General features: G+C 74.0%; 21 protein-coding genes. 8 read left to right on the plus strand and 13 right to left on the minus strand.

Features of this window, described 5'->3' with window-relative positions:
• Positions 1-30 precede the first annotated feature (30 nt).
• On the plus strand, positions 31-558 hold the full coding sequence (locus GA0070213_RS26855) for a DUF1990 domain-containing protein (RefSeq protein WP_245716563.1): 528 nt from the start codon (positions 31-33) through the stop codon (positions 556-558).
• Here GA0070213_RS26855 and GA0070213_RS26860 read toward each other — a convergent pair.
• The 9 genes from GA0070213_RS26860 to GA0070213_RS26900 form a co-directional block, all read right to left on the minus strand.
• Positions 552-1,466: a DNA-3-methyladenine glycosylase family protein gene (locus GA0070213_RS26860; RefSeq protein ID WP_091070654.1), complete on the minus strand. Its 915-nt coding sequence runs from the start codon at positions 1,464-1,466 to the stop codon at positions 552-554. The two genes, GA0070213_RS26855 and GA0070213_RS26860, sit on opposite strands and share 7 nt — an antisense overlap.
• Positions 1,467-1,642: 176 nt before the next feature.
• Positions 1,643-2,299 carry a COG4315 family predicted lipoprotein gene (locus tag GA0070213_RS26865; protein WP_091070656.1) on the minus strand — a complete coding sequence of 219 codons (657 nt, stop codon included), beginning with the start codon at positions 2,297-2,299 and terminating at the stop codon, positions 1,643-1,645.
• A gap of 201 nt (positions 2,300-2,500) precedes the next feature.
• Positions 2,501-3,283, minus strand: a complete 783-nt coding sequence (locus GA0070213_RS26870; RefSeq protein WP_091070659.1) for an anti-sigma factor family protein — start codon at positions 3,281-3,283, stop codon at positions 2,501-2,503.
• Positions 3,280-3,981: a sigma-70 family RNA polymerase sigma factor gene (locus tag GA0070213_RS26875; RefSeq protein WP_091070661.1), complete on the minus strand. Its 702-nt coding sequence runs from the start codon at positions 3,979-3,981 to the stop codon at positions 3,280-3,282. Before GA0070213_RS26875 ends, GA0070213_RS26870 begins: the two co-directional genes overlap by 4 nt.
• Before the next feature lie 82 nt (positions 3,982-4,063).
• On the minus strand, positions 4,064-4,921 hold the full coding sequence (locus tag GA0070213_RS26880) for a spermidine synthase (protein WP_091070664.1): 858 nt from the start codon (positions 4,919-4,921) through the stop codon (positions 4,064-4,066).
• The gene (locus tag GA0070213_RS26885; protein WP_091070745.1) at positions 4,921-5,901 is read right to left on the minus strand and encodes a hypothetical protein; all 981 of its coding nucleotides are present in this window, start codon (positions 5,899-5,901) and stop codon (positions 4,921-4,923) included. Before GA0070213_RS26885 ends, GA0070213_RS26880 begins: the two co-directional genes overlap by 1 nt.
• Positions 5,902-5,932: 31 nt before the next feature.
• Complete coding sequence (locus GA0070213_RS26890; protein ID WP_091070667.1) at positions 5,933-8,407, minus strand: AAA family ATPase; 2,475 nt, start codon at positions 8,405-8,407, stop codon at positions 5,933-5,935.
• Complete coding sequence (locus tag GA0070213_RS26895; protein ID WP_091070670.1) at positions 8,407-9,555, minus strand: exonuclease SbcCD subunit D; 1,149 nt, start codon at positions 9,553-9,555, stop codon at positions 8,407-8,409. Before GA0070213_RS26895 ends, GA0070213_RS26890 begins: the two co-directional genes overlap by 1 nt.
• A gap of 12 nt (positions 9,556-9,567) precedes the next feature.
• Entirely contained in the window at positions 9,568-11,316 is a 1,749-nt protein-coding gene (locus GA0070213_RS26900) for an ATP-binding protein (protein ID WP_091070673.1), read from the minus strand.
• Positions 11,317-11,536: 220 nt separating this feature from the next.
• Between GA0070213_RS26900 and GA0070213_RS26905 the strand changes: the two genes are divergently transcribed.
• Positions 11,537-13,171 carry an alpha/beta hydrolase gene (locus GA0070213_RS26905; protein WP_091070676.1) on the plus strand — a complete coding sequence of 545 codons (1,635 nt, stop codon included), beginning with the start codon at positions 11,537-11,539 and terminating at the stop codon, positions 13,169-13,171.
• On the opposite strand, the gene GA0070213_RS26910 is transcribed toward GA0070213_RS26905, so the two are convergent.
• Positions 13,172-13,600 carry a DUF7144 family membrane protein gene (locus GA0070213_RS26910; RefSeq protein ID WP_091070678.1) on the minus strand — a complete coding sequence of 143 codons (429 nt, stop codon included), beginning with the start codon at positions 13,598-13,600 and terminating at the stop codon, positions 13,172-13,174.
• Positions 13,601-14,155: 555 nt separating this feature from the next.
• Positions 14,156-14,941 (minus strand): pyrimidine reductase family protein, encoded by a 786-nt coding sequence (locus GA0070213_RS26915; protein ID WP_091070681.1) that lies wholly within the window; start codon positions 14,939-14,941, stop codon positions 14,156-14,158.
• 150 nt (positions 14,942-15,091) lie between these two features.
• Here GA0070213_RS26915 and GA0070213_RS26920 point away from each other — a divergent pair, with 150 nt between their 5' ends.
• The 6 genes from GA0070213_RS26920 to GA0070213_RS26945 all read left to right on the plus strand — a co-directional run bounded on the left by GA0070213_RS26920 (position 15,092) and on the right by GA0070213_RS26945 (position 21,732).
• Positions 15,092-15,637 carry a plasmid pRiA4b ORF-3 family protein gene (locus GA0070213_RS26920; protein WP_175441516.1) on the plus strand — a complete coding sequence of 182 codons (546 nt, stop codon included), beginning with the start codon at positions 15,092-15,094 and terminating at the stop codon, positions 15,635-15,637.
• Positions 15,638-15,845: 208 nt separating this feature from the next.
• Positions 15,846-17,165 (plus strand): ABC transporter substrate-binding protein, encoded by a 1,320-nt coding sequence (locus tag GA0070213_RS26925; protein WP_091070686.1) that lies wholly within the window; start codon positions 15,846-15,848, stop codon positions 17,163-17,165.
• A gap of 121 nt (positions 17,166-17,286) precedes the next feature.
• Complete coding sequence (locus tag GA0070213_RS26930) at positions 17,287-18,264, plus strand: carbohydrate ABC transporter permease (RefSeq protein ID WP_091070689.1); 978 nt, start codon at positions 17,287-17,289, stop codon at positions 18,262-18,264.
• 10 nt (positions 18,265-18,274) lie between these two features.
• Positions 18,275-19,171, plus strand: a complete 897-nt coding sequence (locus GA0070213_RS26935; RefSeq protein WP_091070692.1) for a carbohydrate ABC transporter permease — start codon at positions 18,275-18,277, stop codon at positions 19,169-19,171.
• Entirely contained in the window at positions 19,168-20,601 is a 1,434-nt protein-coding gene (locus GA0070213_RS26940) for a GH1 family beta-glucosidase (protein WP_091070695.1), read from the plus strand. Before GA0070213_RS26935 ends, GA0070213_RS26940 begins: the two co-directional genes overlap by 4 nt.
• An 84-nt stretch (positions 20,602-20,685) precedes the next feature.
• A complete protein-coding gene (locus GA0070213_RS26945) occupies positions 20,686-21,732 on the plus strand; it encodes a LacI family DNA-binding transcriptional regulator (protein ID WP_091070697.1) in 1,047 nt (348 codons plus the stop codon).
• A gap of 11 nt (positions 21,733-21,743) precedes the next feature.
• On the opposite strand, the gene GA0070213_RS26950 is transcribed toward GA0070213_RS26945, so the two are convergent.
• Together GA0070213_RS26950 and GA0070213_RS26955 are read right to left on the minus strand one after the other, a co-directional pair.
• Positions 21,744-22,955: an acyl-CoA dehydrogenase family protein gene (locus tag GA0070213_RS26950; protein WP_091070699.1), complete on the minus strand. Its 1,212-nt coding sequence runs from the start codon at positions 22,953-22,955 to the stop codon at positions 21,744-21,746.
• The gene (locus GA0070213_RS26955; RefSeq protein WP_091070701.1) at positions 22,956-24,029 is read right to left on the minus strand and encodes a phosphotransferase family protein; all 1,074 of its coding nucleotides are present in this window, start codon (positions 24,027-24,029) and stop codon (positions 22,956-22,958) included.
• Between the last annotated feature and the right edge of the window lie 49 nt (positions 24,030-24,078).

Here is a 24,078-nt window from a genome sequence, read left to right on the forward strand (position 1 = left end):
CACCCGCCCCGGACGGTCGTACCCTGGCGGGTGTCCCCACGCGAGGAGGTGGCCGACGTGGCCGAGCTGACGTACCCGGAGGTGGGCGCGACCCGCGACGGCGACCTGCCGGCCGGCTACCACCACCTGCGCCACCGGGTCCGGCTGCCGGACGGCGGCTTCCCCGCCGCGGCGGACGCGGTGCTCGGCTGGCGGCTGCACCGCGCCGCCGGCGTGGTGATGCGCGCCGACGCGCCGCGCGCCGCCCCCGGGGTGCGGGTCACGCCGGGCCTCGGCGTCGGGCCGGCGCGGGTCTGGGGGCCGACCGAGGTGGTCTGGGCGGTCGACGAACCGGACCGGGCCGGCTTCGGCTACGGCACGCTGCCCGGGCACCCGGAGATCGGCGAGGAGGCGTTCCTGGTCACCCGCGGCCCCGACGGGACCTTCTTCGAGGTGACCGCGTTCAGCCGGCCGGCGCACTGGTACGTGCGGGCCGCCGGGCCGGTCACCCGGGGCTTCCAACTGGCCTACGCCTGGTGGCTGGGGCGCACGCTGCGCCGGCTCGTGACCGGTCAGTAGCGGGCGAAGGAGCGGATCGGGGCGCGCGGCCCGTACTTCGGCGCCTGCACGCCGGCCGCCTCCAGCAGCACGCACACCCGCCCCCGGTGGCCGGTGAACGGCGCCAGCAGCGCCAGCATCCGGGCGTCGTCGCCGCGCGGCTCCCCGGCCAGCGCCCAGGCCACCGTGTTCGGCACGTGGTAGTCGCCGACGCTCACCGCGTCCGGGTCCCCGTACGCGATCCGGACCACCTCGGCGGCGGTCCACGGCCCGATCCCGGCGATGGCGGTGAGCCGGCGGGTGGCCTCGGCCGCGTCCGCGCAGCGTTCCAGCCGGTCCGCGACGGCGGCCGCGCGGCGCAGCGTGTCCGCCCGGCGCTGCTCCACCCCGAACGGGTGGAACACCCAGTACGGCGTGGCCGCCACCGCGGCCGGCTCCGGCGGCAGCAGCAGCGGTTGCAGCGGACCCGGCGCCGGCTCGCGGAAGTGCCGCACGGTCGCCGCGTACGCCCGGTAGGCCTCCTTGCCGGTCACCTTCTGCTCGAAGACGGCCCGCAGCAGCCGGGGGAAGACCTGGCCGGTGGCGGGCATCCGCAGCCCGTGGTGCTGGTGGGCCAGCCGGGCGACGAGGGGGTGCGTGGCGGCCAGCGCGGGGAACCCGGTCAGGTCGTCGCGCAGCCCGGCGACGCCGTCGGCCCGGTCGACCACCCACGCCGCGCCCGGCCCGTACCCCTCGGCGACCAGCTCGCCGGCCTCCGGGCGCAGCGCCAGCGTGGCCGGGCCGTCCGGGGTGCGGGTGGCCCACCAGAAGCTGCCGGCGGCGATCCGCGCGCACGGGTCGTACGGGCTGAAGGTCAACGCCCGCACCGAGGCGGCGAGTCGGTAGCCGGCCGGGGGGCGCAGCGTCCGGCGGGCGGCGGGCGAGGTCACCCCGCCACTCTGCCACGCGGGGCCGCCGTGACGGCGGACACCGCCGCACGCTGCGCGCGTGCGACGGTGTCCGTGCCGGGAGGCGGGGCGATGCCGGTACGCCCCGCCTCCCGGGTCCACGACGGTGACCGGCCGCGCCCTCCCCGGCGGCGGCCGGTCACCGTGTTCCGGTGCGGTCAGTACGAGTAGTCCGAGCCGCCACCCGAGCTGCCCGAGTCACCCGACGCCGGCGGGGCGACCGCCTTCGGGGTGCCCGTCGGCAGGCAGGTCAGGTTCTTCTTGCCGTTCGGGTCGACGACGAACCAGGTCCCGCCGACGCCCTGGCCCTTCCACTGGCCCGGCTTCTTGTCGCCGATGTAGCGGTAGACCGGCCAGTCGCCGATGGTGATCTGGCGGGTGCCGTCCTGGCGGGTGACGGTGCCCACCTTGTCGTCGGAGACGCCCTGCAACTGCGGGTTGCCGTCGGTCAGCGCCGGCGGCCAGACCTCGGCGCACTTGTCCACGCAGTTGGACTGCGCCGGGTTCGACGAGTCCTTGTCGAACCGGTACAGCACCCAGCCGTCCTGGTCGGTGACGACCTTGCCCATCCGGGGCAGCTTCTTGCCGACCAGTTCGTCGGTGAGTTTCACGTCCGACGGGGGCGCCTTGTCGGCGGCCGGTTCCTCCGGAGCGGCCGACGCCTCCGGTTCGGCGGCCGCGGTGGGCTCGGCCGCGGCGACGGCGACCGGCTCCGCCGCGCCCGAGTTCGCCCCGTTGTAGCCCGCGGGGGCGCAGGCCGTAAGTGCGACCATCGCGCTCGCGACGATGACGGTCGTCCGCATGTGGTGTGCCACGTGCCCTCCTCGTTCTTGGCAGTTCGCCGGGTAGTACGGGCGGCAACGCTGTCAAGGTTGAATCGAGAAGGGTGGTCCATTTCACAGTGGACCGGTTGAACCGTTCCGGGCCGCCGCGCGTGCGGCACCACAGGGGGAGAGTCCGCAGACGACGCGACGGCGCCGGGCGGCCAGGCCGCCCGGCGCCGTCGGCGCGGTGGATCAGAGGTCGGCGACGGTCACCAGCGGGCTGGCCACCCCGTTCACGTCCACCGACTGCACCTGGACCTTCTGGATGTCGCCGAGCGGCGCCGAGGTGGACGCGCTCAGCAGCAACGACAGCTGGTTCTGGTTGGTGCCGTAGCCGCTGCCCGGCACCGACCACGTGCCGACCACCTCGGTGGTGGAGTTCTTGCGCACCACCAGCAGCCGGCAGGTGCGCGGCCCCGGCAGCCGGCTGAGCTGCACGCTGATCTGCGTGCCGTACTCCTTCTTCGCCAGCCACATTGTGGTCTTCACCCCGGTGCCCGCGTCGGTGGCGTTGTGCTGGTCGCCCTCGATCTCCTTGTCACCGCCCAGGCCCGGCTGGTTGGGATCGGCCGGCCCGCTGCTCGGCGCCGCGGTGGGCACGCTCGGCGTCGGCGCGGCCTGCGGCGTCGGCGGCGCGTCGTCGCCCAGGAACCCGGCCGCCACACCGCTCAGGCCGCCGAACACCACCACGGCCGCCGCGGTGGCCAGCAACTGCCGCACCCGGGTACGCCGCCGGTCCCGCCGCACCGCCACCAGCGTCCGGTCCAGCAGCGCCGGATCCGTGTGGGTCTGCTCCAGCGCGGCCATCGCCTCGCCGTCGATGCCGGCGAGCATCCCCACCACCGGCACCATCGTCTCCAGCTCCGCGGCACACGCCCAGCAGGTGGCCAGGTGCTCCTCGAACCGCTCGGCGTCCTGTGCGTCCAGCACGCCGAGCGCATACGCGGCGACGTCCATGTGGTCGGCCCGGCTCATTCCGTCACCCCCCTCTCCTGCAGAGCGGTGCGCAGCGCGCGCAGCGCGTAGTAGACCCGAGACTTGGCGGTGCCGAGCGGAAGACCCAGCTCCTCCGCCGCCTCGGGCACGGTCCGACCCCGGAAGTACGTCGCCACCAGGATCTCCCGGTGCGACTGGCTCAGCGTACGCAGCGCGTCCGCCACGGTCATGGTGCGCAGCACCCGGTCGGTGCTGTCCGACTCGGCGAACGCGGTCAGGTCCCGGTCGTACGTCTCCGCCGGGCGGGCCTGCTCGCTGCGGTGCTCGTCGATGGCGATCCGCCGGGCCACCGTGACCAGCCACGGTCGCAGCGAGCCCTGGCCCGGCCCGCCGAGGCGGTGCGCGTTGCGCCAGGCCCGCAGCAGCGTCTCCTGCACGATGTCCTCGGCGCGCTGCCGGTCCCCACCGGTCAGCCGCATCACGAACATCAGCAGCGGGCCGGCGTGTTCGGCGTAGAGCAGGCGGATCAGCTGGTCCGAGTGACTGGCCTCGGCGGAGGTCGCCTGGTGGCGTCCGGGTGCGGGTCGCGGGGGCGGCACCGGGTCATTCTGGCGATCGGCGGGACGCGCGTCGACCCCCCGGGTCGAGCGCGACGCGCGCGAGTGCGGCTGTGCCCGGGCGAACATCCACTCGGGCCTCGCCACCTCGCCGTGCCAGCCGGCCGCCACCGCATGCATGCAGACCTCCGCTGTCCAATGACATCAGCCGGCCCCCCACGGGCATGGCCGCCCGGGGATACGCACCGACCGTGCGATCGGATCAACGTTTGACGGAAAAAATTCCTGGCGGAGGTGGGGTGGAGTCGACGGCGTCCGCGTCGTGCACCACCGGGACCCCGCCGGCGAACCGGTCCAGCTCGGCGCCGGCCACCACCCGGCCGGGGAACCAGTCGCCGGCCGCGCGCCGGGCCAGCTCCGGCACCGGCGGCTCCACCCGGGACGCCACCAGCACCAGGTTGCCGTACCGCCGGCCGCGCAGCACCGCCGCGTCACCCACCAGGCAGGCCCGGGGCAGCACGGTACGCACGGTGGCGACCTGCCCGCGGGCGTGCCGCAGCGGCGGCCCGTCGGCCACGTTCGCCAGGTAACAGCCGTCGGGCGTCAGCACCCGGGCCACCTCGGCGGCGAACTCGACCGAGGTCAGGTGGGCCGGGGTGCGGGCGCCGGCGAAGACGTCCGCCACGATCACGTCGTACCCGCCGTCGCGGCTGGACGACAGCGTGGCCCGGGCGTCGGCCACCCGCACCCGCAGCCGGGGATCGGACGGCCAGGGCAGTTCCCGCCGGACCAGCTCCACCAGCGCGCCGTCCACCTCGGACACCCGCTGCGTCGAGCCGGGCCGGGTGGCCTGGACGTAGCGGGGCAGGGTGAGCGCCCCGCCGCCCAGGTGCAGCACCCGCAGCGGCGTGCCGGCGGGCGCCACCAGGTCGATCGCGGCGGCCAGCCGCCGGACGTACTCGAACTCCAGGTGCGTCGGGTCGGCCAGGTCCACGTGCGACTGCGGCGCGCCGTCCAGCAGCAGCGTCCACGAGCCGGGCCGGTCCCGGTCCGGCACCAGCTCGGCCCGGCCGGTGTCCACGTCCGCCACCAACCGGTCGGCGTCGCGCCGCCGGCCCATCAGCGCCGGATCCCGCGCGCCGCCGAGGCGAGCACCCGCTGCAGCAGCCGCGCGTCGCCGAGCATCCCGCGCAGCCGGCGTTCCAGCCCGGCGATCGGCACCAGGTTCTGCGGGGCCCGCGGATCCTTGTACGGCGTGGACGCGAACCGGGGCAGCGTGACCAGCGACAGGTCGGCCAGCGCGATCGCCTCCGGCACGGTCAGCTCGGCCGAGCACTCCACCCGCACGATGCCCGCCCACGGCGCGCCGGCGGCCACCGGCAGGCGCAGATACCACGACCAGCCGCCCCACGCCGTGCCCAGCCGGAACACCGGGCAGCGCTGACCCGGCGCCAGCCCGGTCACCACCGCGGTGAGCCGGGCGTCCAGATACTGGCTGTGCTGGGTCTTGATGTAGCCGAGCGTGCGCGGCAGGTTCCGCCGGCTGCGCAGCGGACCGTCCACCACCAGCAGGTCGCCGTCGGCGCGCACCGCGTCGGAGACGTCCACCTCCAGCGCGGTGAGCGGGCCCTGCACCGCGGCCGGCAGCTTGCTCAGCTCGCCGGTGCCGCCGACCCGGTGCACCGGGTAGCGGATCGCGCCGGCCACCACGTCCTGCGCCGACGGGCTGGCGGTGAACAGACCCCGGCCCACCCGGGCCCCGGCCAGCTCGGCGGCGCCCCGGTCCAGGTCACAGCGGACCACCCCGGCCGCGTACGAGGCGGCGATGCCGGGGAACGAGCCGCCGTCCTCCTCGGCCGTCCAGACACTGGCGTCGATCCGGCGTACCCCGTCGACGAGCAGCACCACGTCCGGCGCCCGCACCCCCGGGCGGACGTCGATCGCCCGCCAGTCGGTGACCGGCAGCTCGACGTCGGCCTCCACCTGGGCGCTGCTCGGCGCCGCCGGCCCGGCCCCGCCCGCGGCCTCGAACGACGCCCCGTACGCCGGATCCCACGAGTCGACGAAGAACCGGGCGCCGGCCCGGGTCGGCCCGGTCACGCGGCGCCCGGCCGCGCGCCGTCGCACGCCCTCACAGGCCGGTCCGCTCGATGCGGGCCGTGCGGGCGTCCTTGCGGACCTCGAAGCGGACCGGGATCCGCTCGGCCAGCGCCGGCACGTGGGTGACCACGCCGACCATCCGGTCGCCCCGGGCGGCCAGGTTCTCCAGCGTCGCCGCGACCGTGTCCAGCGTCGCCGCGTCAAGCGTGCCGAAGCCCTCGTCCAGCACGATCGACTCCAGGCTCGCCGCGCTCGTCGACATGCCGGCCAGCTGTTCCGACAGCGCCAGCGCCAGGGCCAGCGACGCCTGGAACGTCTCCCCGCCGGACAGTGTCCGCACCCCGCGCCGCAGCCCCGCGTCGTGGTGGTCGACGACGAAGAACTCACCCTTGTCGTGGACCAGGTCGTACTGGCCGCCGGACAGCTCCCGCAGGATCCGCGACGCGCCGTCGACCAGCAGGTCCAGCGCCTCGGTCAGCAGCCAGCGCTCGAAGTTGTTGGCGCGCAGGTGCCCGGCGAGCGCGCGGGCCACCCGGGCCTCGCGCTCGTGGCCGACCCGCTGCTCGCGCAGCCCGGCCGCCTGCTCCCGGCGCTCGGTGAGCCGGCGCAGCTCCGCCTCGGCCCGCTCGACCGCCACCGCGACGTCGCGCAGCGGGTCGGCCGGCGCGTCCAGCCCGACGGCGGCGAACGACGCGGCGATCCGGTCGGCCACCCCGGCCGCCGCCCGCTGGGCCGCGTCGACCGAGTCGGCCAGCCCGCCCCGGTCGGCCCGTCGCCGGTCGGCCTGCTCGCCCGCCCAGCCGGCCAGCGCCGCCCAGGCCCCGGCCACGTCGTCGCGGTCGGCGGCCGGCGGACCGAAGCGGGCCAACCCGTCGCGAACCGCGTCGAACTCGCGCCAGGCGCGGCGCAGCCGGTCCTGCGCGCCGTCGAGCGTGCCGCGGGCCCGCCGGGCGGCCTCCCGGCCGGCCCGGACCGCGCCGGCCGCCTCGTCCAGCGCGGCCCGGAGCCGGGCGTGCTCGGCCAGCGACAGGCGCAGCGCGTCCGCGGCCGGGGCGTCGGCGAGCTGCGCGTCCAGCTCGGCCAGCCGCGCGGCCAGCCCGTCGTGCTCGGCCCGCACCCGCAGCAGCACCCGGTCCAGGTCACGGGCGGCGGCGTCGTGCTCGCTCACCACCCGCTTGGCGGTTTCGCTGGCCGCGCGCGCCGCCTTGCCGGCCGCGATCGCCCGGCTCACCGCCGAGCCCTTCGGCATCGCCGGCACGGCGGCGACCACCTGCTCGCAGACCGGGCAGGGCGCGCCGCCGACCAGGTGCGCCCGCAGCGCCACCGCCTGGTCGGCCGCCTTGGCCTCCTCGTGCGCCCGGAACGCCGCCTCCAGCTCGACCTCGGCCCGCTCGGCGGCGGCCCGCGCGGCCGCCAGCGCCGCGACCGCCGCGTCGTGTTCCGCGCCCGCCGCGTCGACCGCCGCGCGGACCGTGGCCGCCTCGCCGGTCAGCCGCTCCCGGTCGGCGTACGCCCGCAGCTGCACCCGCAGCGCGCTCTCGTCGCCGGCGGCGGCCAGCTCACCGCGGAGCTTCTCCTCCCGCTCCTCGGCCAGCCCCACCGCCGCGGTCGCCTCGTCGGCGGCCACCCGGGCGGCGGTCACCGCGCGGGCCAGCTCCGCCGTGCCGTCCGGCGACCGGACCCCGGCCAGCACCCCCAGCTCGGCGTCGAGGGCGGCCAGCGCCGCCGCCCGCTCACCCGCCGTGGCCCGGGCCAGCTCCAGCTCCGGTACGGCCGACGCGACCGCGCCGGCCAGCTCCCGCACCGCGTCGACCCGGCGCTGGGCGTCGATCAGGGTCGCGTCGTCGACGTCGGCGAGGCCGCCGAGCACCTTGTCGACCGTCTCCAGCTTCGCCTCGGCCTGCCCGGCGCGCTCGACCGCCTTCTTCTGCACTCCCTCGTAGACGCCCAGCCCGAGCAGGTTGACCAGGATCTGCTGTCGGGTCGCCGGCTTGGCGTGCAGGAAGTCGGCGAACTGCCCCTGTGGCAGCACCACGCAGGAGGTGAACTGCTCGTAGGGCAGCCCGACCGCGTCGAGCACCGCCTGTTCCATCTCGGCCGGCGTGCCGGCCACCACGTCGCCCAGGTCGTCCGGGCTGAGCCCGGTGTCGAGCTTGGTGACGTCGAACCCCTGCGGCATGAGCTGGAGCCCGGCGTTGGCCGTCTTGACCGTGCCCCGGCCGTCGCGGCGCACCACCCGGGTGGCGACGTAGCGGTCACCGGCGGACTCGAAGACCAGCCGGACCCGGGCCTCGGTGGCCGACGGCGCCAGCGCGTTGGCCAGGCCCCGCGCGCCGCCCCAGCGCGGCACCGTGCCGTAGAGCGCGAAGCAGATCGCGTCCAGCACCGTCGACTTGCCCGAACCGGTCGGCCCGACCAGCGCGAAGAAGTCGGCGTCGGTGAAGTCGACGGTGGTCTCCTCGCGGAAGACGGTGAAGCCGGCCATGTCCAGCCGCATCGGCCGCATCAGTGCTCCACCTCCTCGAGCAGCTCGTCGAAGAGCTCCCGGACGCCGTCGTCGGCGTGCCCACGGCTGCCCAGGTAGTCGGCGAACAACTCGCGCGGGGACCGACCGGCCCGCTGGGCGGTGCGGGTGCCGCTGCCCGGCGCCGGCATCAGCTCCGGGTCGATCCGGATCTCCAGCGCCCGGGGGAGCAGCTCCTGGACCTCCTCGCGCAGCCCGGCCCGGGGCTGCTCCCGGACGAAGACCCGCAGCCACCCGTCGGGCGGCTCGACGTCGGCGAGCTGGGCCAGCGTGCCCCGCACGGTGCGCAACGGGACCGCGCCGGGCACCGGCACCTCCCGGACCCGTGCGGCGGTGGTCGCGGTGACCTCCACGATCGTCACCGAGCCGACGTTCTCCTGCTCGCCGAAGTCGACCGCCAGCGGGCTGCCGCTGTAGCGGATCGGGCAGGGGCCGATCACCCGCTGGGAACGGTGCAGGTGGCCCAGCGCCACGTAGTGCGCGTTGCCCGGGAAGACGGTGGCCGGCACCGCGTAGCCGAGCACCGTGTGCGCCTCCCGCTCCCCGCCGCCGGTGCTCGCCCCGACCACGGTGAGGTGGGCGGTGACCAGGTGCACCCGGTCCGGCTCGGTGAACCCCTCGGCCAGCTTGTCGAGCACCCGGCCGAGGTGGTCGGCGTAGGTCTGGTTGGCCTCGGCCGGGGTCAGCGCGTACATCTCCACCGCGCGGACGGCGTAGCGCTGGGACAGGAACGGCAGCGCGGCCACCTGCCAGCGCTCGCCGTCGCGGGTCACCCCGTCGATCACGTGCTCCGCCGGGCTCTCCCGCACGCTGCCGCGCAGCGTGATGCCGGCCGCGTCGGCCCACGGGCGCAGTGCGTCCAGCGCCGCGCCGTTGTCGTGGTTGCCGCCGATCGCCACCACGTCGGCGCCGGTGCGGCGCAGCGCGGTCAGTGCCCGGGTGACCAGCCGGGTCGCCTCCGGGGTGGGCGCGGCGGTGTCGTAGAGGTCACCGGCGACGAGCACCAGGTCGGGCCGCTCCGCGCGGGCGATGTCGATCACCTGGGCGAGGACCTGCGTGTGCTCCTCGGCCCGGGACTGCCCCTTGAGGACCTTGCCGACGTGCCAGTCGGAGGTGTGCAGGATCTTCATGGTGGGTGCCGCCTAGAACGGGATGTCGTCGTCGGACGAGCCGGAGCCGACCACCGCGAACGGGTCGGCGGACTGCGTGATCGACCGTAGCGTCTCCGACGGCGGGCGGCCGGCCTCGGAGACCCGGGTCGCCCACGCCGGGAACGGGAACTCCAGGCAGAGCGGCACCGGGATGTCGGGCTGGTTGACGAACATGGTGCCCGGCTTGGCCAGCAGCGCCCGCTGCCGCTGCGCGGGCGGGAGGAAGCCGTATTCCGGGCGGGACGCCTCGGCCGGGTCGAGCCGGCCGACCACCCGGATCGCCGAGTTGGTGACGATCCGCCGTTCCACCTCGCTCGCGGTCTGCTGCGCGCCGACCAGGATCACGCCCAACGAGCGGCCCCGCTCGGCGATGTCGAGCAGCACCTCCTTGATCGGGGAGGAGCCCTCGCGCGGGGCGTACTTGTTCAGCTCGTCGAGCACGACGAAGAGCAACGGCTTGGCGGTGCCGGCCTTCTCCTTGCGCTCGAACTCGCTCTTCAGCGTCACGCCGACCACGAAGCGCTGCGCGCGGTCCGGCAGGTTGTGCAGGTCGACCACGGTGACCTGGGCGCTCTCCGCGGTGTTGATGGAGTGCGGCCGTCGCTCGGCCAGGTCGCCGCGGATCAGCCGGCCCAGGTCCTTCTTGCTGCCGATGAGCCGGCGGGCGAACGCGTTGACCGTGCCCAGCCCGACCGCGCTGCCGGCCCACTCGCCCCGGGTCTCGTCGTCGTTGAGTCGCTCGACGACGTGGTCGACCAGGTCGGCGTAGGAGCCCAGGCGGACGCCGTCGATGCTCACCCCGCCGTCGGCGGGCTGGGCGTAGCGGGCCAGGTGGGCGGCGACCGAGTGGACCACCATCGTGTACTGCTGGCGCTCGTCGTCGGCGTCGGCGAAGACGTAGGGCAGCAGGCGGTCGGCGCAGAACTCGGTGAGCGTCCAGTAGAAGCTGTCGACGCCGGTCAGCCGGCTGCTCACGTCGGGCGTGCCGGACGAGTCGCCGACCCGGGGCGGGGCGTGGACCCGCACGTCGGGGAACGCGCCGGCGTCGAGACCGAGCTTCGCGTAGGCCGCCCGGGTCGGGTCGTCGAGCCGGCTGTTGGGGTGGTCGAGGAAGAGCAGGTCCTCGCCCTTGACGTTGAAGATCAGCGCCTTGGCGTTGACGGCGTCGCCACCGAGCACCCCGGAGCGGAACACCGAGTAGAGCAGGAAGGTGGCGAAGCTGGTCTTGGTGGCGACGCCGGAGATGCCGGAGATGGAGACGTGCGCGCCGCGGGTGCCGTCGAGGAAGTCGGCGTTGAGGTAGACCGGCACCCCGTCGCGGCCCATCCCCATCGGGATCCGCCGCTCCATCCGGTCGAAGTGCAGGGCCCGGGCCCGGGCGTCGCCCTCGGCCCGGTGCACCACCGCGCCCGGGGTCGGCGGGACGTAGAACTCCGGGTCGACCCGGGTGGTGGTGATCTCGGCGGCCTCCTGCACCTGCGCCGGCAGCGTGCCGTCGGCGATGGCGAAGACGTCGGAGTCGAACTGCGCCCCCTCGTGCCGGGCCCGCACCTGGGTCACCACGCCGGCGATGGTCACCGGCTCGCGTTCGGGCAGCTCGCGCCGGGTCACCACCACGTCGTCGAGTTGCAGGTAGCTCCCCGGGGCGACGGCGGTCCAGAAGGTGAGCGGGGTGGCGTCGGCGGTGCCGAGCACCCGGCCCACACCCTCGCCGGGCCCGTCGAGCTGGTCGTCGGTCATCGGCGGTCTCCGGTCGGCTGGTCGTTCCGGTCACGGCGCACGTCCTGCATCCTGCCCGAGGGATGCGACAGGTTGCCACGCGACGCGTCGGACGCCACGTCGGCGCGTCCCGGCCGGTCGCCGGGTGGATCCGGTCGGCCACGGTGCGTGCGATTCCGCCTCGTCGTGCCGCTCGGCGCGGGATCCTGCAGAGAGGCCGGACAGAGCGGGGGAGAGGGACGTGGCGTCGACGCGGGGCCGGCTGATCGGGTTGTTCGCCCTCGCCGCGGCCCTGCCGGCGGTCGAGGAGGCGGTGCTGGTCGCCGCCCGGTTCCACGCCGCGCAGGGGCTCGCGCCGCAGGTCACCGCCGTCTGGCCGTACGACTCGTACCACGACATGCGGTGGCTGCTGGTCTACCACGACTCGTGGGGGAGCTTCGGGCTCGGTCTGCTCGCGCTGATCGTGATCCGCGCCCTGCTCTCCGCGCTGCTGACCTGGTTGGCCTGGCCGGCCGGGGAGGCCCGGCCGTCGCGGCGTTGGCTGCTGCGACGCAACCTGGAGGTGGCCGTGGTGGCCGCGCTCGTGGTCTCGCCGTGGGCCGCGCTCTCCGTCGCCTTCTCCGCGGTGGCCCTGTCCTGGTATCTGTTCGCCTCGCTGGGGCCGTTGGTGGTGACCGCGCCGTTCCTGGCCCGCGCCGGGGTGGTGGACCGGTGGTGGCGCGGGCTGCCCACGATCGAGCTGCTCGGCTGGTCGACGCTGAACTTCGTGGTGCTCACCCTGGCCGGCGCGCTGATCTCCAGCGCTCCCGGTTGGTGGGGGGTGCCGGTCGCCGCGTTCGCCGGGACGGTGAACGGCGTGCTCTGGCTGCGCACCGTGGCCGCCGCGGTGCTGCCCGTCCGGGTCCGGCTGCCCCGCGTCCCGGCCGCGCCGATCGTGATCGCCCTGGCCGTGGTCGGCGCGATCTGGGCCGAGTCGTTCATCGGGGTGGCGGCCGGGGGGCAGGACGGGCCGTGGCGTCCGCCGGTCGTGACCCAGCGGCTACCGGCTGAGGTACGCGAGGCGGTCATCGTGCTCGGCGGCCACGACTCGCGCTGGCAGGGCACCCCGCCCGCCGATCCCCGGGTGGAGCGGTTCTCCTACCGTGGGCTGGACCGCAGGGGCCGCCCGCTGCCGTACGAGCCGGAGGCGACCCACCAGTCGCTGGACACCAGCGCCGGGTTGCTCGCCGCGCAGGTCGAGGCGCTGCACCGGCGGACGGGACGGCCGATCGCGTTGGTCGGGCAGAGCGAGGGCGCGATGGTGGCCCGGGCCTTCCTGGACAAGTTGCCGCGCGGGCCGGTGACCGCGGTGGTGCTGTTCAGCCCGCTGGTGCAGGCCGGCCGTACCTACTATCCGCCCCCGGGGTACGAGGGTTGGGGCGTGGCCACCGGCTGGCAGCTGCGGGCGCTGTTCTGGCTGGCCAACCTGCCGCGCCCGGTCAAGGACCACCCGGACGAGGCGTTCGTCCGGTCGATGTTGGTGGACGCCGCGTTCTATCGGAACCGCACGCTCTGCCCGGTGCCGGGGGTCCGGATCATCGCCTTCCTGCCCACGGTGAGCGCGGCCGAGGCGCCGCCCGGCGAGTACACCCACGTGCCGGTCTACCAGATGCCCGCGTTGCACGGCGGGCTGATCGGCAACCGGGCCGTCCAGGACCAGGTGATCCGGTTCCTGGAGGGCGCGCCGGTCGACCAGCCACGGCGCGAGTACGACCTGCTCCAGCGGCTCGGCTCGGCGTGGCAGGCGCCGTCGCTGCTGTTGTCGCAGAACCCGGTCTGGTCGGCCAGCCGGGAGGGTGACCCGGCGCGTACCGGCAGGGTCTGCCAGCCGCGCTGATCAGCCGGCCGCGCCACGTCGCGGTTGATCCTCCGCCCGCGTGGACCGGTGATGTCGCGCCAGCAGCCGGAGCGCGGCCCCGTCCAGCGCGACCACGATGACCGCCCGCACCGGCGCGTAGGGGAAGAGGAGCAGGTCGACCACGATCGCGGGCAGCACGCAGCAGAACGCCAGCGGCACCGCCCGGCGCCGGCGGCCCAGCACGGCCAGTCCGGCGAGGACGACCGCGCCGCCGACCGCGAGGTGCACCCACGCCCAGGCGCCGAGGTCGACCTGGTAGACCCCGTCGGCGGTCGCCACCGCGAACCGTCCGTGCCGGGTGTGCGCCCAGGCCGACACCGCGTCGACCAGCCCGGCGGCGGTGAGCAGCGCGGCGGCGAGCAACGGCTGCCGGGCCGGGCCCGCCGCGGACCGCTCCGTCACGTCCATTTTCCCAGGTTAAAGCGCATTTCGTGGAGCGGTGTCGAGCTGGCCGCACGACCCCGGCTTCCGGAGTGCGCGAGGCGCACCGGCGTGTCGGTGTCGGCGTGTCGGGACGTGGAACAAGGACGCGGTCGAGAGCGCCATACCTCAGAGTCATATCTATGACTCTGAGGTATGGCGGTGTATACCGACCTGCCCCCGGCGTGCGACTCGCCGGTTGCCGGACCGGTGCCCGGCACGAGCCGTGGCGCGGCGACTCGGCGCCGGGCGTCGGGCGTCGGGCGTCGGCCGTCGGGCGTCGGGCGTCGGGCGGATCGTGGGCGCCGGTCGGTCGGTGCGCCGTCGGGCCGCCGTGGGTCGGCGCGGTCGCATCGCCGGCGGACGCGAACCAGTCGACGCGGGCGGCGTCGTGCCGCGGGGTCGGTCGTGCCCCGGCGGGGTGGGTCGTGGCCGGGCGGTGGTGGTCGTGCCGCGCGGGGGGTGGTTTGTGCCCGGCGGGGGTCGGTCGTGCCCCGCGCGGGCGTGGGTCGTCGCGCGGGCGGAATCGTGCCGCGGGGTGGGTCAGGCGGCGGGTGCGGCCCCGGCGGACGGCGGCTCGCCCGGGTCGCGGGCGTAGCGCAGCATCAGCACCCCGTCGGCGGCGGCCAGCACGTGGCGCAACGGCAGGTGCCGTGGGGTGCTGCCGGCGCCGGCGGTGATCCGGCCCGGCCCGGCGCCGGCGAGCAGCGGCGCCACGGTCAGGCAGAGCTCGTCGACCAGGTCGGCGGCGGTGAGCGCGCCGAACAGGTGCGGCCCACCCTCGCAGAGCACCTGCTCCACTCCGCGCCGGCGCAGCTCGGCCAGCCCGGCGGTCAGGTCGACGCGGTCGGCGCCACAGCGGACCAGGTCGGCCACCTCGGTCAACCCGGCCGGCGCCTCGGCGTCGTCGCGGGTGAGCACCAGCGGCCGGACCGGTGCGTCGGCGAAGCAGCCCTGGGCCGGGTCGAGGTCGAGCGAGCCGGAGACCACCACCAGCGTCGGATACTCGGCCAGGCCCCGGTCACGGCGCCAGGCGCGGCGCTCGGCGTTCAGCGTCACCGCGCGGTAGCCCTCGTGGCGCAGCGTGCCGGCGGCCACCAGCAGGCCGTCGCAGAGCATCCGCAGCATCCCGAAGACGCGCTTGTCCGGCTCGCCGGAGAGGCCGGCCGAGTAACCGTCCAGGGTGACCGCGCCGTCCGCGCTGGCCACGAAGTTGACCCGCAGGTGCGGCCGGGGCGCGCGGCCGTAGAGCGCGGTGAGCTGCGGGTCGGTCAGCGGACCGGTGACGGGTGCCGGCCAGATCCGTTCGATCGGGGTTCCGACGTTCATTCGCCGGCCGGACCGGTGACCGGTGGGGTGGGTTCGGCGGTACGGTGCTGGCAGTCGCACCACTTCCGGCCAGGACAGTCGTCGTGCCGCCGCTCCCGGCAGGCTCGGCAGATCATGCGGGCAGCCTATGCCGCGGAAGGACGGGACCACGTGCCGCGTCAGATCTTCCAGCTGATGGTGTCCCTGGCGGGGGTCCGGCCGCCGGTCTGGCGACGGGTGCTGGTGCCCGGTGGTTTCACGCTGGACCGGCTGCACCGGGTGCTCCAGCACGCGATCGGGTGGCGCGACTGCCACCTGCACTCGTTCGAGATCGACGGTCGGCAGTACGGCGAGCCCGATCCGGGCGGCGAGCTGGCACTCCGCGACGAGTTGGACGTCCGGTTGGACGCGGTGGTGGGCAAGGGTGACCGGTTCCGCTACACCTACGACTTCGGTGACTGGTGGGAGCACGACCTGGTCGTGGAGGACGTCTGCGCCGCCGACCCGGACGAGCGGTACCCGGCCTGTGTGGACGGGGAGCGGGCCGCTCCGCCGGAGGGCGTGGGCGGCCCGGAGGGCTATGCCGTGCTGCTGGCCGCGCTCGCCGATCCGGCGCATCCCGAGCACGCGACCATGCGGGAGTGGGCCGGCCCGGCGTTCGACCCGGCCGGGTTCGCCGCCGACCGCGCCACCACGTTGCTGCGCCGCTGCTGCTGAACGGGTCTCCGGGAGGGCCCGGACGCACGCGGTAACGAAATGGGAACGCTCCCACCGGCCTATTGACACCCCTGTTACCTCCCGGCAATCTCATGGGAGCGCTCCCGGGAGTGGCGTGAATCTCTTCCTTGCCCGCTCCGGCCCGGCGCGAAACGCACCCCCCACCACACGAATAACTCGCCTCACCACCGAAAGAGGGGTCTGAAAGATGAGCCTCCCCATCCGCCGTCGGCAGCTCGCGGCCATCGCGCTCGCGTCTGTCACGGTGCTCGCCACCGCCACCGCCTGCAGCGACGACTCGTCGGGCGGCGGCGGCAGCGAAAGCGACGGCCCGGTCACCCTGGTCGTCGACGTCTTCGGCGACCAGGGCTTCGGTTACCAGGACCTGTACAAGCAGTACGAAGCCGAGCACAAGAACGTCAAGATCCAGGAGCGCGGCAAGGGCCTCGGCCTCGGTGACTACAACACCCGGCTGACCCAGCAGATCACCGCCGGCTCGGGCGCCGGCGACGTGGTGGCCCTGGAAGAGGGCACCATCGTCCAGTTCTACGCGCAGGCTGACAAGTTCGTGAACCTCGCCGACCACGGCGCGAACGACCTCAAGGGCAACTTCCTGCCGTGGAAGTGGGAGCAGGGCAGCACCCCCGACGGCAAGGTGCTGGGCCTCGGCACCGACGTCGGCGGCATGGCGTTGTGCTACCGCAGCGACCTGTTCAAGGCCGCCGGCCTGCCCACCGACCGCGAGCAGGTCGGCGCGCTCTGGCCCACCTGGGACAAGTTCATCGAGGCCGGCCAGAAGTTCGCCGCCGCCGACAAGAAGCACAAGTTCGTCGACTCGGCGACCAACTTCTACAACGTGGTGCTGATGCAGATCGCGGGCCAGGGCACCGGCTACACGTACTACGACAAGAGCAACAAGATGGTCATCGACCAGAACCCGGACGTGCAGGCCGCGTACCAGCTGACCACCAAGATGATCGGTGCCGGGCTGTCGAACAACCTGCAGTCGTTCTCCAACGAGTGGAACGCCGGCTTCAAGAACGGCAGCTTCGCCACCATCGCCTGCCCGGCGTGGATGACCGGTGTGATCAAGGGCCAGGCCGGTGACGCGGCGGCCGGCAAGTGGGACGTCGCCAAGGCCCCCGGCAACGGCGGCAACTGGGGCGGCTCCTTCCTCGGCGTGCCGAAGTCGAGCAAGCACCAGAAGGAGGCCATCGAGCTGGCCAAGTTCCTGACCAGCGCACAGGGCCAGATCGGCGCGTTCAAGGCGGTCGGCAACCTGCCGTCCAACCCGCAGGCGCTCACCGACCCGGCCGTGGCCGACTCGACCAACGACTACTTCAGCAAGGCCCCGGTCGGCAAGATCTTCGCCGCCGGCGCCTCCGACCTGAAGCCGGTCTACCTCGGCCCGAAGAACAACGCGGTCCGCACCGCCGTGGAGAACACGCTGCGCGCCGTGGAGCAGGGCAAGTCGGCCGACGAGCAGTGGCAGGCGGCCTTGAAGAACGGTGCGGCCGCCGGTAAGTGACCCGGCTGAGCCGCCCGCGGGTGGCGCCGGCAGCCCTGTGCTGCCGGCGCCACCCGCGGTGCCCGCAGAGCCCGGCGTCACCCGTGTGGCGGGTGACGCCGGCTGAGGAGAAGGACTCCTGATGAGCCTCGACCTGCACGCCACGGCGCCGCCCGAGCCCCGCCCGCCGCGCGCCCGCACCTCGCACCGCCGCGCCAGCTCGGCCACCAAGCTGGACCTGAAGTACTCGCCGTACCTGTACGTCCTGCCGTTCTTCGTGATCTTCGCCGTGTTCAGCGCCTACCCGATCGCCTACACGGTCTGGATCGCGCTGACCGACCGGTCGCCGCTGAACGCGACCATCTCGTTCGTCGGGATGGACAACTTCGTCGAGCTGATCACCGACGATCCGCAGTTCTGGAACGCGGTGGTGAACACGTTCGGCATGTTCGTGCTCTCCACCGTGCCCCAGCTGCTGCTGGCGCTCATGCTGGCCAACGCGTTGAACCGGAGGCTGCGCGCGCAGACCTTCTTCCGGATGGCCATCGCGATGCCGATCATCACCTCGACCGCGGTGGTCGCGCTGATCTTCTCGATGATCTACGCCAAGGACTTCGGCCTGGTCAACTGGCTGCTCGACAGCATCGGCCTGGACCCGATCGACTGGCGGGCGAACCGCTTCGCCTCCTGGTTCGCCATCTCCACCATGGTCGACTGGCGCTGGGTCGGCTACAACGCGCTGATCTACCTGGCCGCCATGCAGTCGATCAGCAAGGACATGTACGAGGCCGCCGCGCTGGACGGGGCCTCCCGGCGGCGCCAGTTCTGGTCGATCACCGTCCCGCAGCTGCGCCCCACGATCATCTTCACGCTGATCATCTCGACCATCGGCGGGCTCCAGCTGTTCACCGAGCCACTGCTGTTCACCAGCGGCTCGGGCGGTCTCTCCGGCGGCTCGGAGGGGCAGTTCCAGACCATCACGATGTACCTGCTCGACGTGATGAACCAGCGCTTCCGGTGGGGTTACGCCGGGGCGGTCGCGCTCGTGCTCTTCGTGCTCATCGCGTTGATGTCGACGGTCAACTATCTGCTGGCCCGCCGCATCAGCTCCGACAAGTGAAGGTGACGAGATGACGACCACCACGCTTCGTCCGCCCACCCGGCCGACCGCGCCGGCCAAGGCCACCCACCAGGCCGAGCGGCTCTGGAAGGCCAGCCCGCTGACCTGGTTCGGGCTGGTCCTCGGGGTGATCCTGTCGCTGTTCCCGTTCTACTGGATGATCGTCATCGCCTCGCGGACCAACGACGCGGCCAACTCCTGGCCGCCGCCGTTCCTGCCCGGCGGCAAGCTCGGCGAGAACATCGAACGGGTGCTGGCCAACGGTGACGCCAACGTCGTCAAGGGCCTGATGAACTCGTTCCTGGTCTCCGGGACGATCACCATCGCCACGGTGTTCTTCGGGTCGCTGGCCGGCTTCGCGTTCGCCAAGCTCCGGTTCCGGGGCAAGAACGCGCTGCTTCTGATCATCCTCGCCTCGATGATGGTGCCGATCCAGCTCGGCGTGCTCCCGCTCTACATCCTGATGGCGAAGCTCGACTGGCTGAACACGATGCCGTCGGTGACCGTGCCGTTCCTCATCGGCGGCTTCGGCATCTTCATGATGCGCCAGTACGCCGAGCAGGCCGTTCCGAACGAGCTGATCGAGGCCGCCCGGGTGGACGGCTGCTCCACCTGGAAGGTCTACTGGCACGTGGTGATGCCCGCGCTGCGGCCCGCCGCCGCGGTGCTCGGCCTGCTCACCTTCATGGAACAGTGGAACCAGTTCTTCTGGCCGTTCGTGGTGCTGGCCGACCCGTCCAACCCCACCGTCCAGATCTCGCTGCGCAGCCTCAACACCGCCTACTTCGCCGACAACTCGCAGATCTTCGCCGGTACGTTGATCGCGACCCTGCCCCTGTTCATCGTGTTCGTTCTGTTCGGCCGCCAGATCATCGGCGGCATCATGGAAGGCGCCGTCAAGTCGTGAGCAACCCAGCCAGCCCGCCCGCCGTCGGCGTCCTCGACGAGGGCCCGGCCGTCACCTTCCCGCCCGGCTTCCTCTGGGGCGCGGCCACTGCCGCGTACCAGATCGAGGGCGCCGCGGCGGAGGGCGGCCGTACGCCGTCGATCTGGGACACCTTCAGCCACACCGAGGGTCGGACGGTGGCCGGGCACACCGGCGACGTGGCGTGCGACCACTACCACCGGATGTCGGACGACGTGCGGTTGATGGCCGACCTGGGGCTGCGGTCCTACCGCTTCTCCGTCTCCTGGCCGCGGGTGCAGCCGGGCGGCACCGGCGCGGTCAACCAGGAGGGGATGGACTTCTACCGCCGCCTGGTCGACGAGCTGCTCGGGCACGGCATCGAGCCGTGGGTGACGCTCTACCACTGGGACCTGCCCCAGCCGCTGGAGGACGCCGGTGGCTGGCCGGCGCGGGACACCGCCGGCCGGTTCGCCGAGTACGCGAAGCTGGTCGCCGACGAGCTCGGTGACCGGGTGAAATACTTCACCACGCTGAACGAGCCGTGGTGCTCGGCGTTCCTCGGCTACGGCTCGGGCGTGCACGCGCCGGGCCGCTCCGACGGCGCGGACGCGGTCCGGGCCGGGCACCACCTGATGCTCGGGCACGGGCTGGCGGTGCAGGCGGTGCGGGCGTCCCGGCCCGAGGCGGAGCTGGGCATCACGGTGAACCTCTACCCGGTCACCCCGGCCACCGGCTCGGCGGCCGACGCCGACGCGGCCCGCCGGATCGACGCGCTGGCCAACCGCTTCTTCCTCGACCCGGTGCTGCGCGGCGCGTACCCGGCCGACCTGGTCGCCGACCTGCGCGGCGTGACCGACCTCGGGCACGTCCGCGACGGCGACCTGAAGACCATCTCCACCCCGCTGGACATGGTCGGGGTCAACTACTACAGCCGGCACGTGGTCGCCGCGCCGGTCGAGGGCGGCGAGCCGGAGCCCTACTGGCGGGCGCCGTCCTGCTGGCCGGGCAGCGAGGACGTCCGGTTCGTCACCCGGGGCGTGCCGGTCACCGACATGGACTGGGAGATCGACGCCCCGGGCCTGACCGAGACGCTGGAGCGGGTCCACCGGGAATACACCGACCTGCCGCTCTACGTCACCGAGAACGGCTCGGCGTTCGTCGACGCGGTGGTGGACGGCCGGGTCGACGACCCGGACCGGCTGGGTTACTTCGCCGCGCACCTGCGCGCGGCGCACGCCGCGATCGAGGCCGGGGTGCCGTTGAAGGGCTACTTCGCCTGGTCACTGATGGACAACTTCGAGTGGGCCTGGGGCTACACGAAGCGGTTCGGCATGGTCTATGTCGACTACGACACGCAGGCCCGGATCGCGAAGTCCAGCGCCAGGTGGTACGCCGACGTGATCCGACGCAACGGCCTGGCCGCACAATAAGCTGGGCCAGCCAGTAACGGGCGGCCCCGGCACCGGAGCCTCAACCGGTGCCGGGCCCGCCCGCCCGTCGGAGGAGCACAGACGATGACAACGCAGCGCACCCGCTCGCTCGGGCGCCCGACCCTCGACGCGGTCGCGGCCCGCGCCGGCGTCGGGCGCGGCACGGTCTCCCGCGTGGTCAACGGCTCGCCGCAGGTCAGTCCGGAAGCCCGGGCCGCCGTCCAGCAGGCCATCGCCGAGCTGGGATACGTGCCCAACCGGGCCGCCCGGGCGCTGGTCACGCAGCGCACCGACTCGGTGGCCCTGGTCGTCTCCGAGTCGGGGGAGCGGGTCTTCACCGAGCCGTTCTTCGCGGCGATCGTCCGGGGCGTCAGTTCCGGGCTGCTGGAGACGCCCATGCAGCTGTGGCTGGCCATGGTGCAGTCGCCGATCGAGCGGGAGCGGGTCGAGCACCACCTGACCAACCAGCACGTGGACGGCGTGCTCCTGCTCTCCCTGCACGACTCCGACCCGCTGCCCACGCTGCTGGAGGAGCGCGGCCTGCCCGCGGTGCTCGGTGGCCGGCCGGCCCGGATGCTGCACCCGAACGCCCAGCCGGCGTGGTTCGTCGACGTGGACAACGTCGGCGGCGCCCGGCAGGCGGTGGAGCACCTGTTCGTCCAGGGGCGGCGGCGGGTCGCGACCATCGCCGGCCCGCAGGACATGGGCGCCGGCCTGGCCCGCCTCTCCGGCTACCGGGAGGCGGTGCGGGCCGCCGGCAACGCGGTCGAGTCGGGCCTGATCGCGTACGGGGACTTCAGCGAGGGCAGCGGCACCGCCGCGATGCGCCGGCTGCTGGACGCCTGCCCGGATCTGGACGCCGTCTTCGTCGCGTCCGACCTGATGGCGTTCGGCGCGTTGCGCGCGCTGCGCGAGGCCGGTCGCCGGGTGCCCGAGGACGTCGCGGTGATCGGCTTCGACGACGCCCCGATCGCCCGCCAGGCGGAGCCGCCGCTGACCACCGTGTTCCAGCCGGTGGAGGAGATGGGCCGGCAGATGGCCCGCCTGCTCGTCTCGCGCATCCGCGGCGACGAGGTGCCTTCGCCGCACGTGCTGCTGGACACCGAGCTCATCCGCCGCGCCTCGGCCTGAGCCACCGCCGGTCAGGACCAGCGACGCAGTTCCCGCCGGGCCAGCGAGGCCCGGTGCACCTCGTCCGGGCCGTCGGCGAGGCGCAGCGTGCGGGCCTGGGCCCAGAGCGCGGCGAGCGGGGTGTCCTGGCTGACGCCGGCCCCGCCGTACGCCTGGATCGCCTTGTCGATCACCCACTCGGCCATCGCCGGCGTGGCGATCTTGATGGCCTGGATCTCGGTGTGCGCGCCCTTGTTGCCGACGGTGTCCATCAGCCACGCGGTCTTGAGCACCAGCAGCCGGGCCTGCTCGATCCGGACCCGGGACTCGGCGATCCACTCCCGCACCACGCCCTGCTCGGCGAGCGGGCGGCCGAACGCGACCCGGTCGAGGGCCCGCCGGCAGAGCAGCTCCAGCGCCCGCTCGGCCATGCCGACGAGCCGCATGCAGTGGTGGATCCGGCCCGGGCCGAGCCGGGCCTGGGCGATGGCGAAGCCGGTGCCCTCGGCGCCGACCAGGTTCTCCGCCGGCACCCGGACACCCGAGAAGTCGATCTCGGCGTGCCCGCCGTGCGGGGCGTCGCTGTAGCCGAAGACGGTCATCCCGCGGCGCACCGTGACGCCCGGGGTGTCCCGGGGGACCAGGATCATGCTCTGCTGGCGGTGCCGGTCGGCGTCCGGGTCGGTCTTGCCCATCACGATGAAGATCTCGCAGCGCGGGTCCATCGCCCCGGACGACCACCACTTGCGGCCGTCGACCACGTAGTGGTCGCCGTCGCGGGTGATCCGGGTGGCGATGTTCGTCGCGTCCGACGAGGCGACCTCCGGTTCGGTCATGCAGAACGCGGAGCGGATGTCGCCGGCGAGCAGCGGCGCCAGCCAGCGTTCCCGCTGCGCGTCGGAGCCGAACTCGGCGAGCAGCTCCATGTTGCCGGTGTCCGGCGCGGCGCAGTTGAGCGCCTCCGGGGCGAGGTGCGGGCTGCGCCCGGTCAGCTCGGCCAGCGGCGCGTACTGGAGGTTGGTCAGGCCGGCGCCGTAGCGCGCGTCGGGCAGGAACAGGTTCCACAGGCCGCGGGCCCGGGCCTCGGCCTTCAGCTCGTCCATCACCGGCGGGCGGGCCCACGGGTCGCCGGCGGCCAGCACCTGCTCGTGGTGCACCGGCTCGGCCGGCAGGACGCACTCGGTGAGGAACGCCTCCAGCCGCTGCCGCAGCTCGACCGTCCGGTCGTCGTACGCGAACTCCATCTATTTCTCCCTCACCGCGTGCAGACCGTGCGCGACCAGCGGCGCCACCATCTCGCCGATCCGGTCGAAGCCCTCGCCCAACGTCTGCCCGAGGGTGTGGCGGTAGTGGATGCCCTCGCAGATCACCGCCAGCTTGAAGCAACCGAGCGCCACGTGCCAGTGCAACGGGCCGACGTCGACGTCGCTGCGCCCGGCGTAGCGGTCGATCAGCTCCGCGCCGGTGGGGAAGCCGGCCCGGGGGCCGATGCCGTCGGCCACCGGGTTGCCCTCGGCGTGCTCGCTGTCGCCCAGCACGTCCCAGTAGGTGAGCAGCAGGCCGAGGTCGGCGAGCGGGTCGCCGAGCGTGGCCATCTCCCAGTCGAGCACGGCCCGCACCGCCACCGGGTCGACGGTGGTGAGCAGGTTGTCGAGCCGGTAGTCGCCGTGCACGATCCGGCCCGCGTTCGCCCCCTCCGGCACGCTGCCGGCGAGCGCGTCGCGCAGCTCGTCGATGCCGGGCAGCGGGCGGCTGCGGGAGCGGTCCAGCTGGCCGGCCCAGCGACGGACCTGCCGGGCCAGGTAGCCGTCCGGGCGGCCGAAGTCGGCCAGCCCGACCTCGGCGGGCTCCACCCGGTGCAGCGTGGCGAGCGTGTCCATCATCGCCAGGGCCAGGTCGCGCCGCTGGTCGGCGGTGAGCGCGTCGGTCTGCGCCCGTCGCCGGTAGACCTCGCCGTCGACCTTCGCCATCAGGTAGAACGGGGCGCCGATCACGCTCTCGTCGGCGCAGAGCAGCAGCGCCTGGGGGACCGGCACGCCGGTCGGGGCCAGCGCCGAGATCACCCGGTGTTCCCGGGCCATGTCGTGCGCGGTGGCCAGCACGTGCCCGAGCGGGGGCCGGCGCAGCACCACCTCACGGTCGCCGGCGCGCAGCAGGTAGGTCAGGTTGGACTTGCCCCCGGCGATCAGCCGGGCGGACAGCGGCCCGGCCAGCTCCGGCCGGTGCGCGGCCAGGTGGGCGGCGAGCCGGTCGAGGTCGAGCCCGCGGGGGGCCGGACCGGTCGGGGGCCGGGCGGCGTCGACGGCCGGATCGGTCATCCGGATAGTTGATGGCAGCTCAGCTTTGTTGTCAAGGTCGGATGTTCCC

The organism is Micromonospora humi (assembly GCF_900090105.1).
GTDB lineage: Bacteria > Actinomycetota > Actinomycetes > Mycobacteriales > Micromonosporaceae > Micromonospora > Micromonospora humi.

Excerpts from the sequence above, each read along its gene's own strand:
- GA0070213_RS26870 (WP_091070659.1), bottom strand. The coding sequence starts at position 3,283 with ATGAGCCGGGCCGACCACATGGACGTCGCCGCGTATGCGCTCGGCGTG.
- GA0070213_RS26875 (WP_091070661.1), bottom strand. The coding sequence starts at position 3,981 with ATGCATGCGGTGGCGGCCGGCTGGCACGGCGAGGTGGCGAGGCCCGAG.
- GA0070213_RS26880 (WP_091070664.1), bottom strand. The coding sequence starts at position 4,921 with ATGGGCCGGCGGCGCGACGCCGACCGGTTGGTGGCGGACGTGGACACC.
- GA0070213_RS26890 (WP_091070667.1), bottom strand. The coding sequence starts at position 8,407 with ATGCGGCCGATGCGGCTGGACATGGCCGGCTTCACCGTCTTCCGCGAG.
- GA0070213_RS26895 (WP_091070670.1), bottom strand. The coding sequence starts at position 9,555 with ATGAAGATCCTGCACACCTCCGACTGGCACGTCGGCAAGGTCCTCAAG.
- GA0070213_RS26900 (WP_091070673.1), bottom strand. The coding sequence starts at position 11,316 with ATGACCGACGACCAGCTCGACGGGCCCGGCGAGGGTGTGGGCCGGGTG.
- GA0070213_RS26910 (WP_091070678.1), bottom strand. The coding sequence starts at position 13,600 with ATGGACGTGACGGAGCGGTCCGCGGCGGGCCCGGCCCGGCAGCCGTTG.
- GA0070213_RS26915 (WP_091070681.1), bottom strand. The coding sequence starts at position 14,941 with ATGAACGTCGGAACCCCGATCGAACGGATCTGGCCGGCACCCGTCACC.
- GA0070213_RS26925 (WP_091070686.1), top strand. The coding sequence starts at position 15,846 with ATGAGCCTCCCCATCCGCCGTCGGCAGCTCGCGGCCATCGCGCTCGCG.
- GA0070213_RS26930 (WP_091070689.1), top strand. The coding sequence starts at position 17,287 with ATGAGCCTCGACCTGCACGCCACGGCGCCGCCCGAGCCCCGCCCGCCG.
- GA0070213_RS26935 (WP_091070692.1), top strand. The coding sequence starts at position 18,275 with ATGACGACCACCACGCTTCGTCCGCCCACCCGGCCGACCGCGCCGGCC.
- GA0070213_RS26945 (WP_091070697.1), top strand. The coding sequence starts at position 20,686 with ATGACAACGCAGCGCACCCGCTCGCTCGGGCGCCCGACCCTCGACGCG.
- GA0070213_RS26950 (WP_091070699.1), bottom strand. The coding sequence starts at position 22,955 with ATGGAGTTCGCGTACGACGACCGGACGGTCGAGCTGCGGCAGCGGCTG.
- GA0070213_RS26955 (WP_091070701.1), bottom strand. The coding sequence starts at position 24,029 with ATGACCGATCCGGCCGTCGACGCCGCCCGGCCCCCGACCGGTCCGGCC.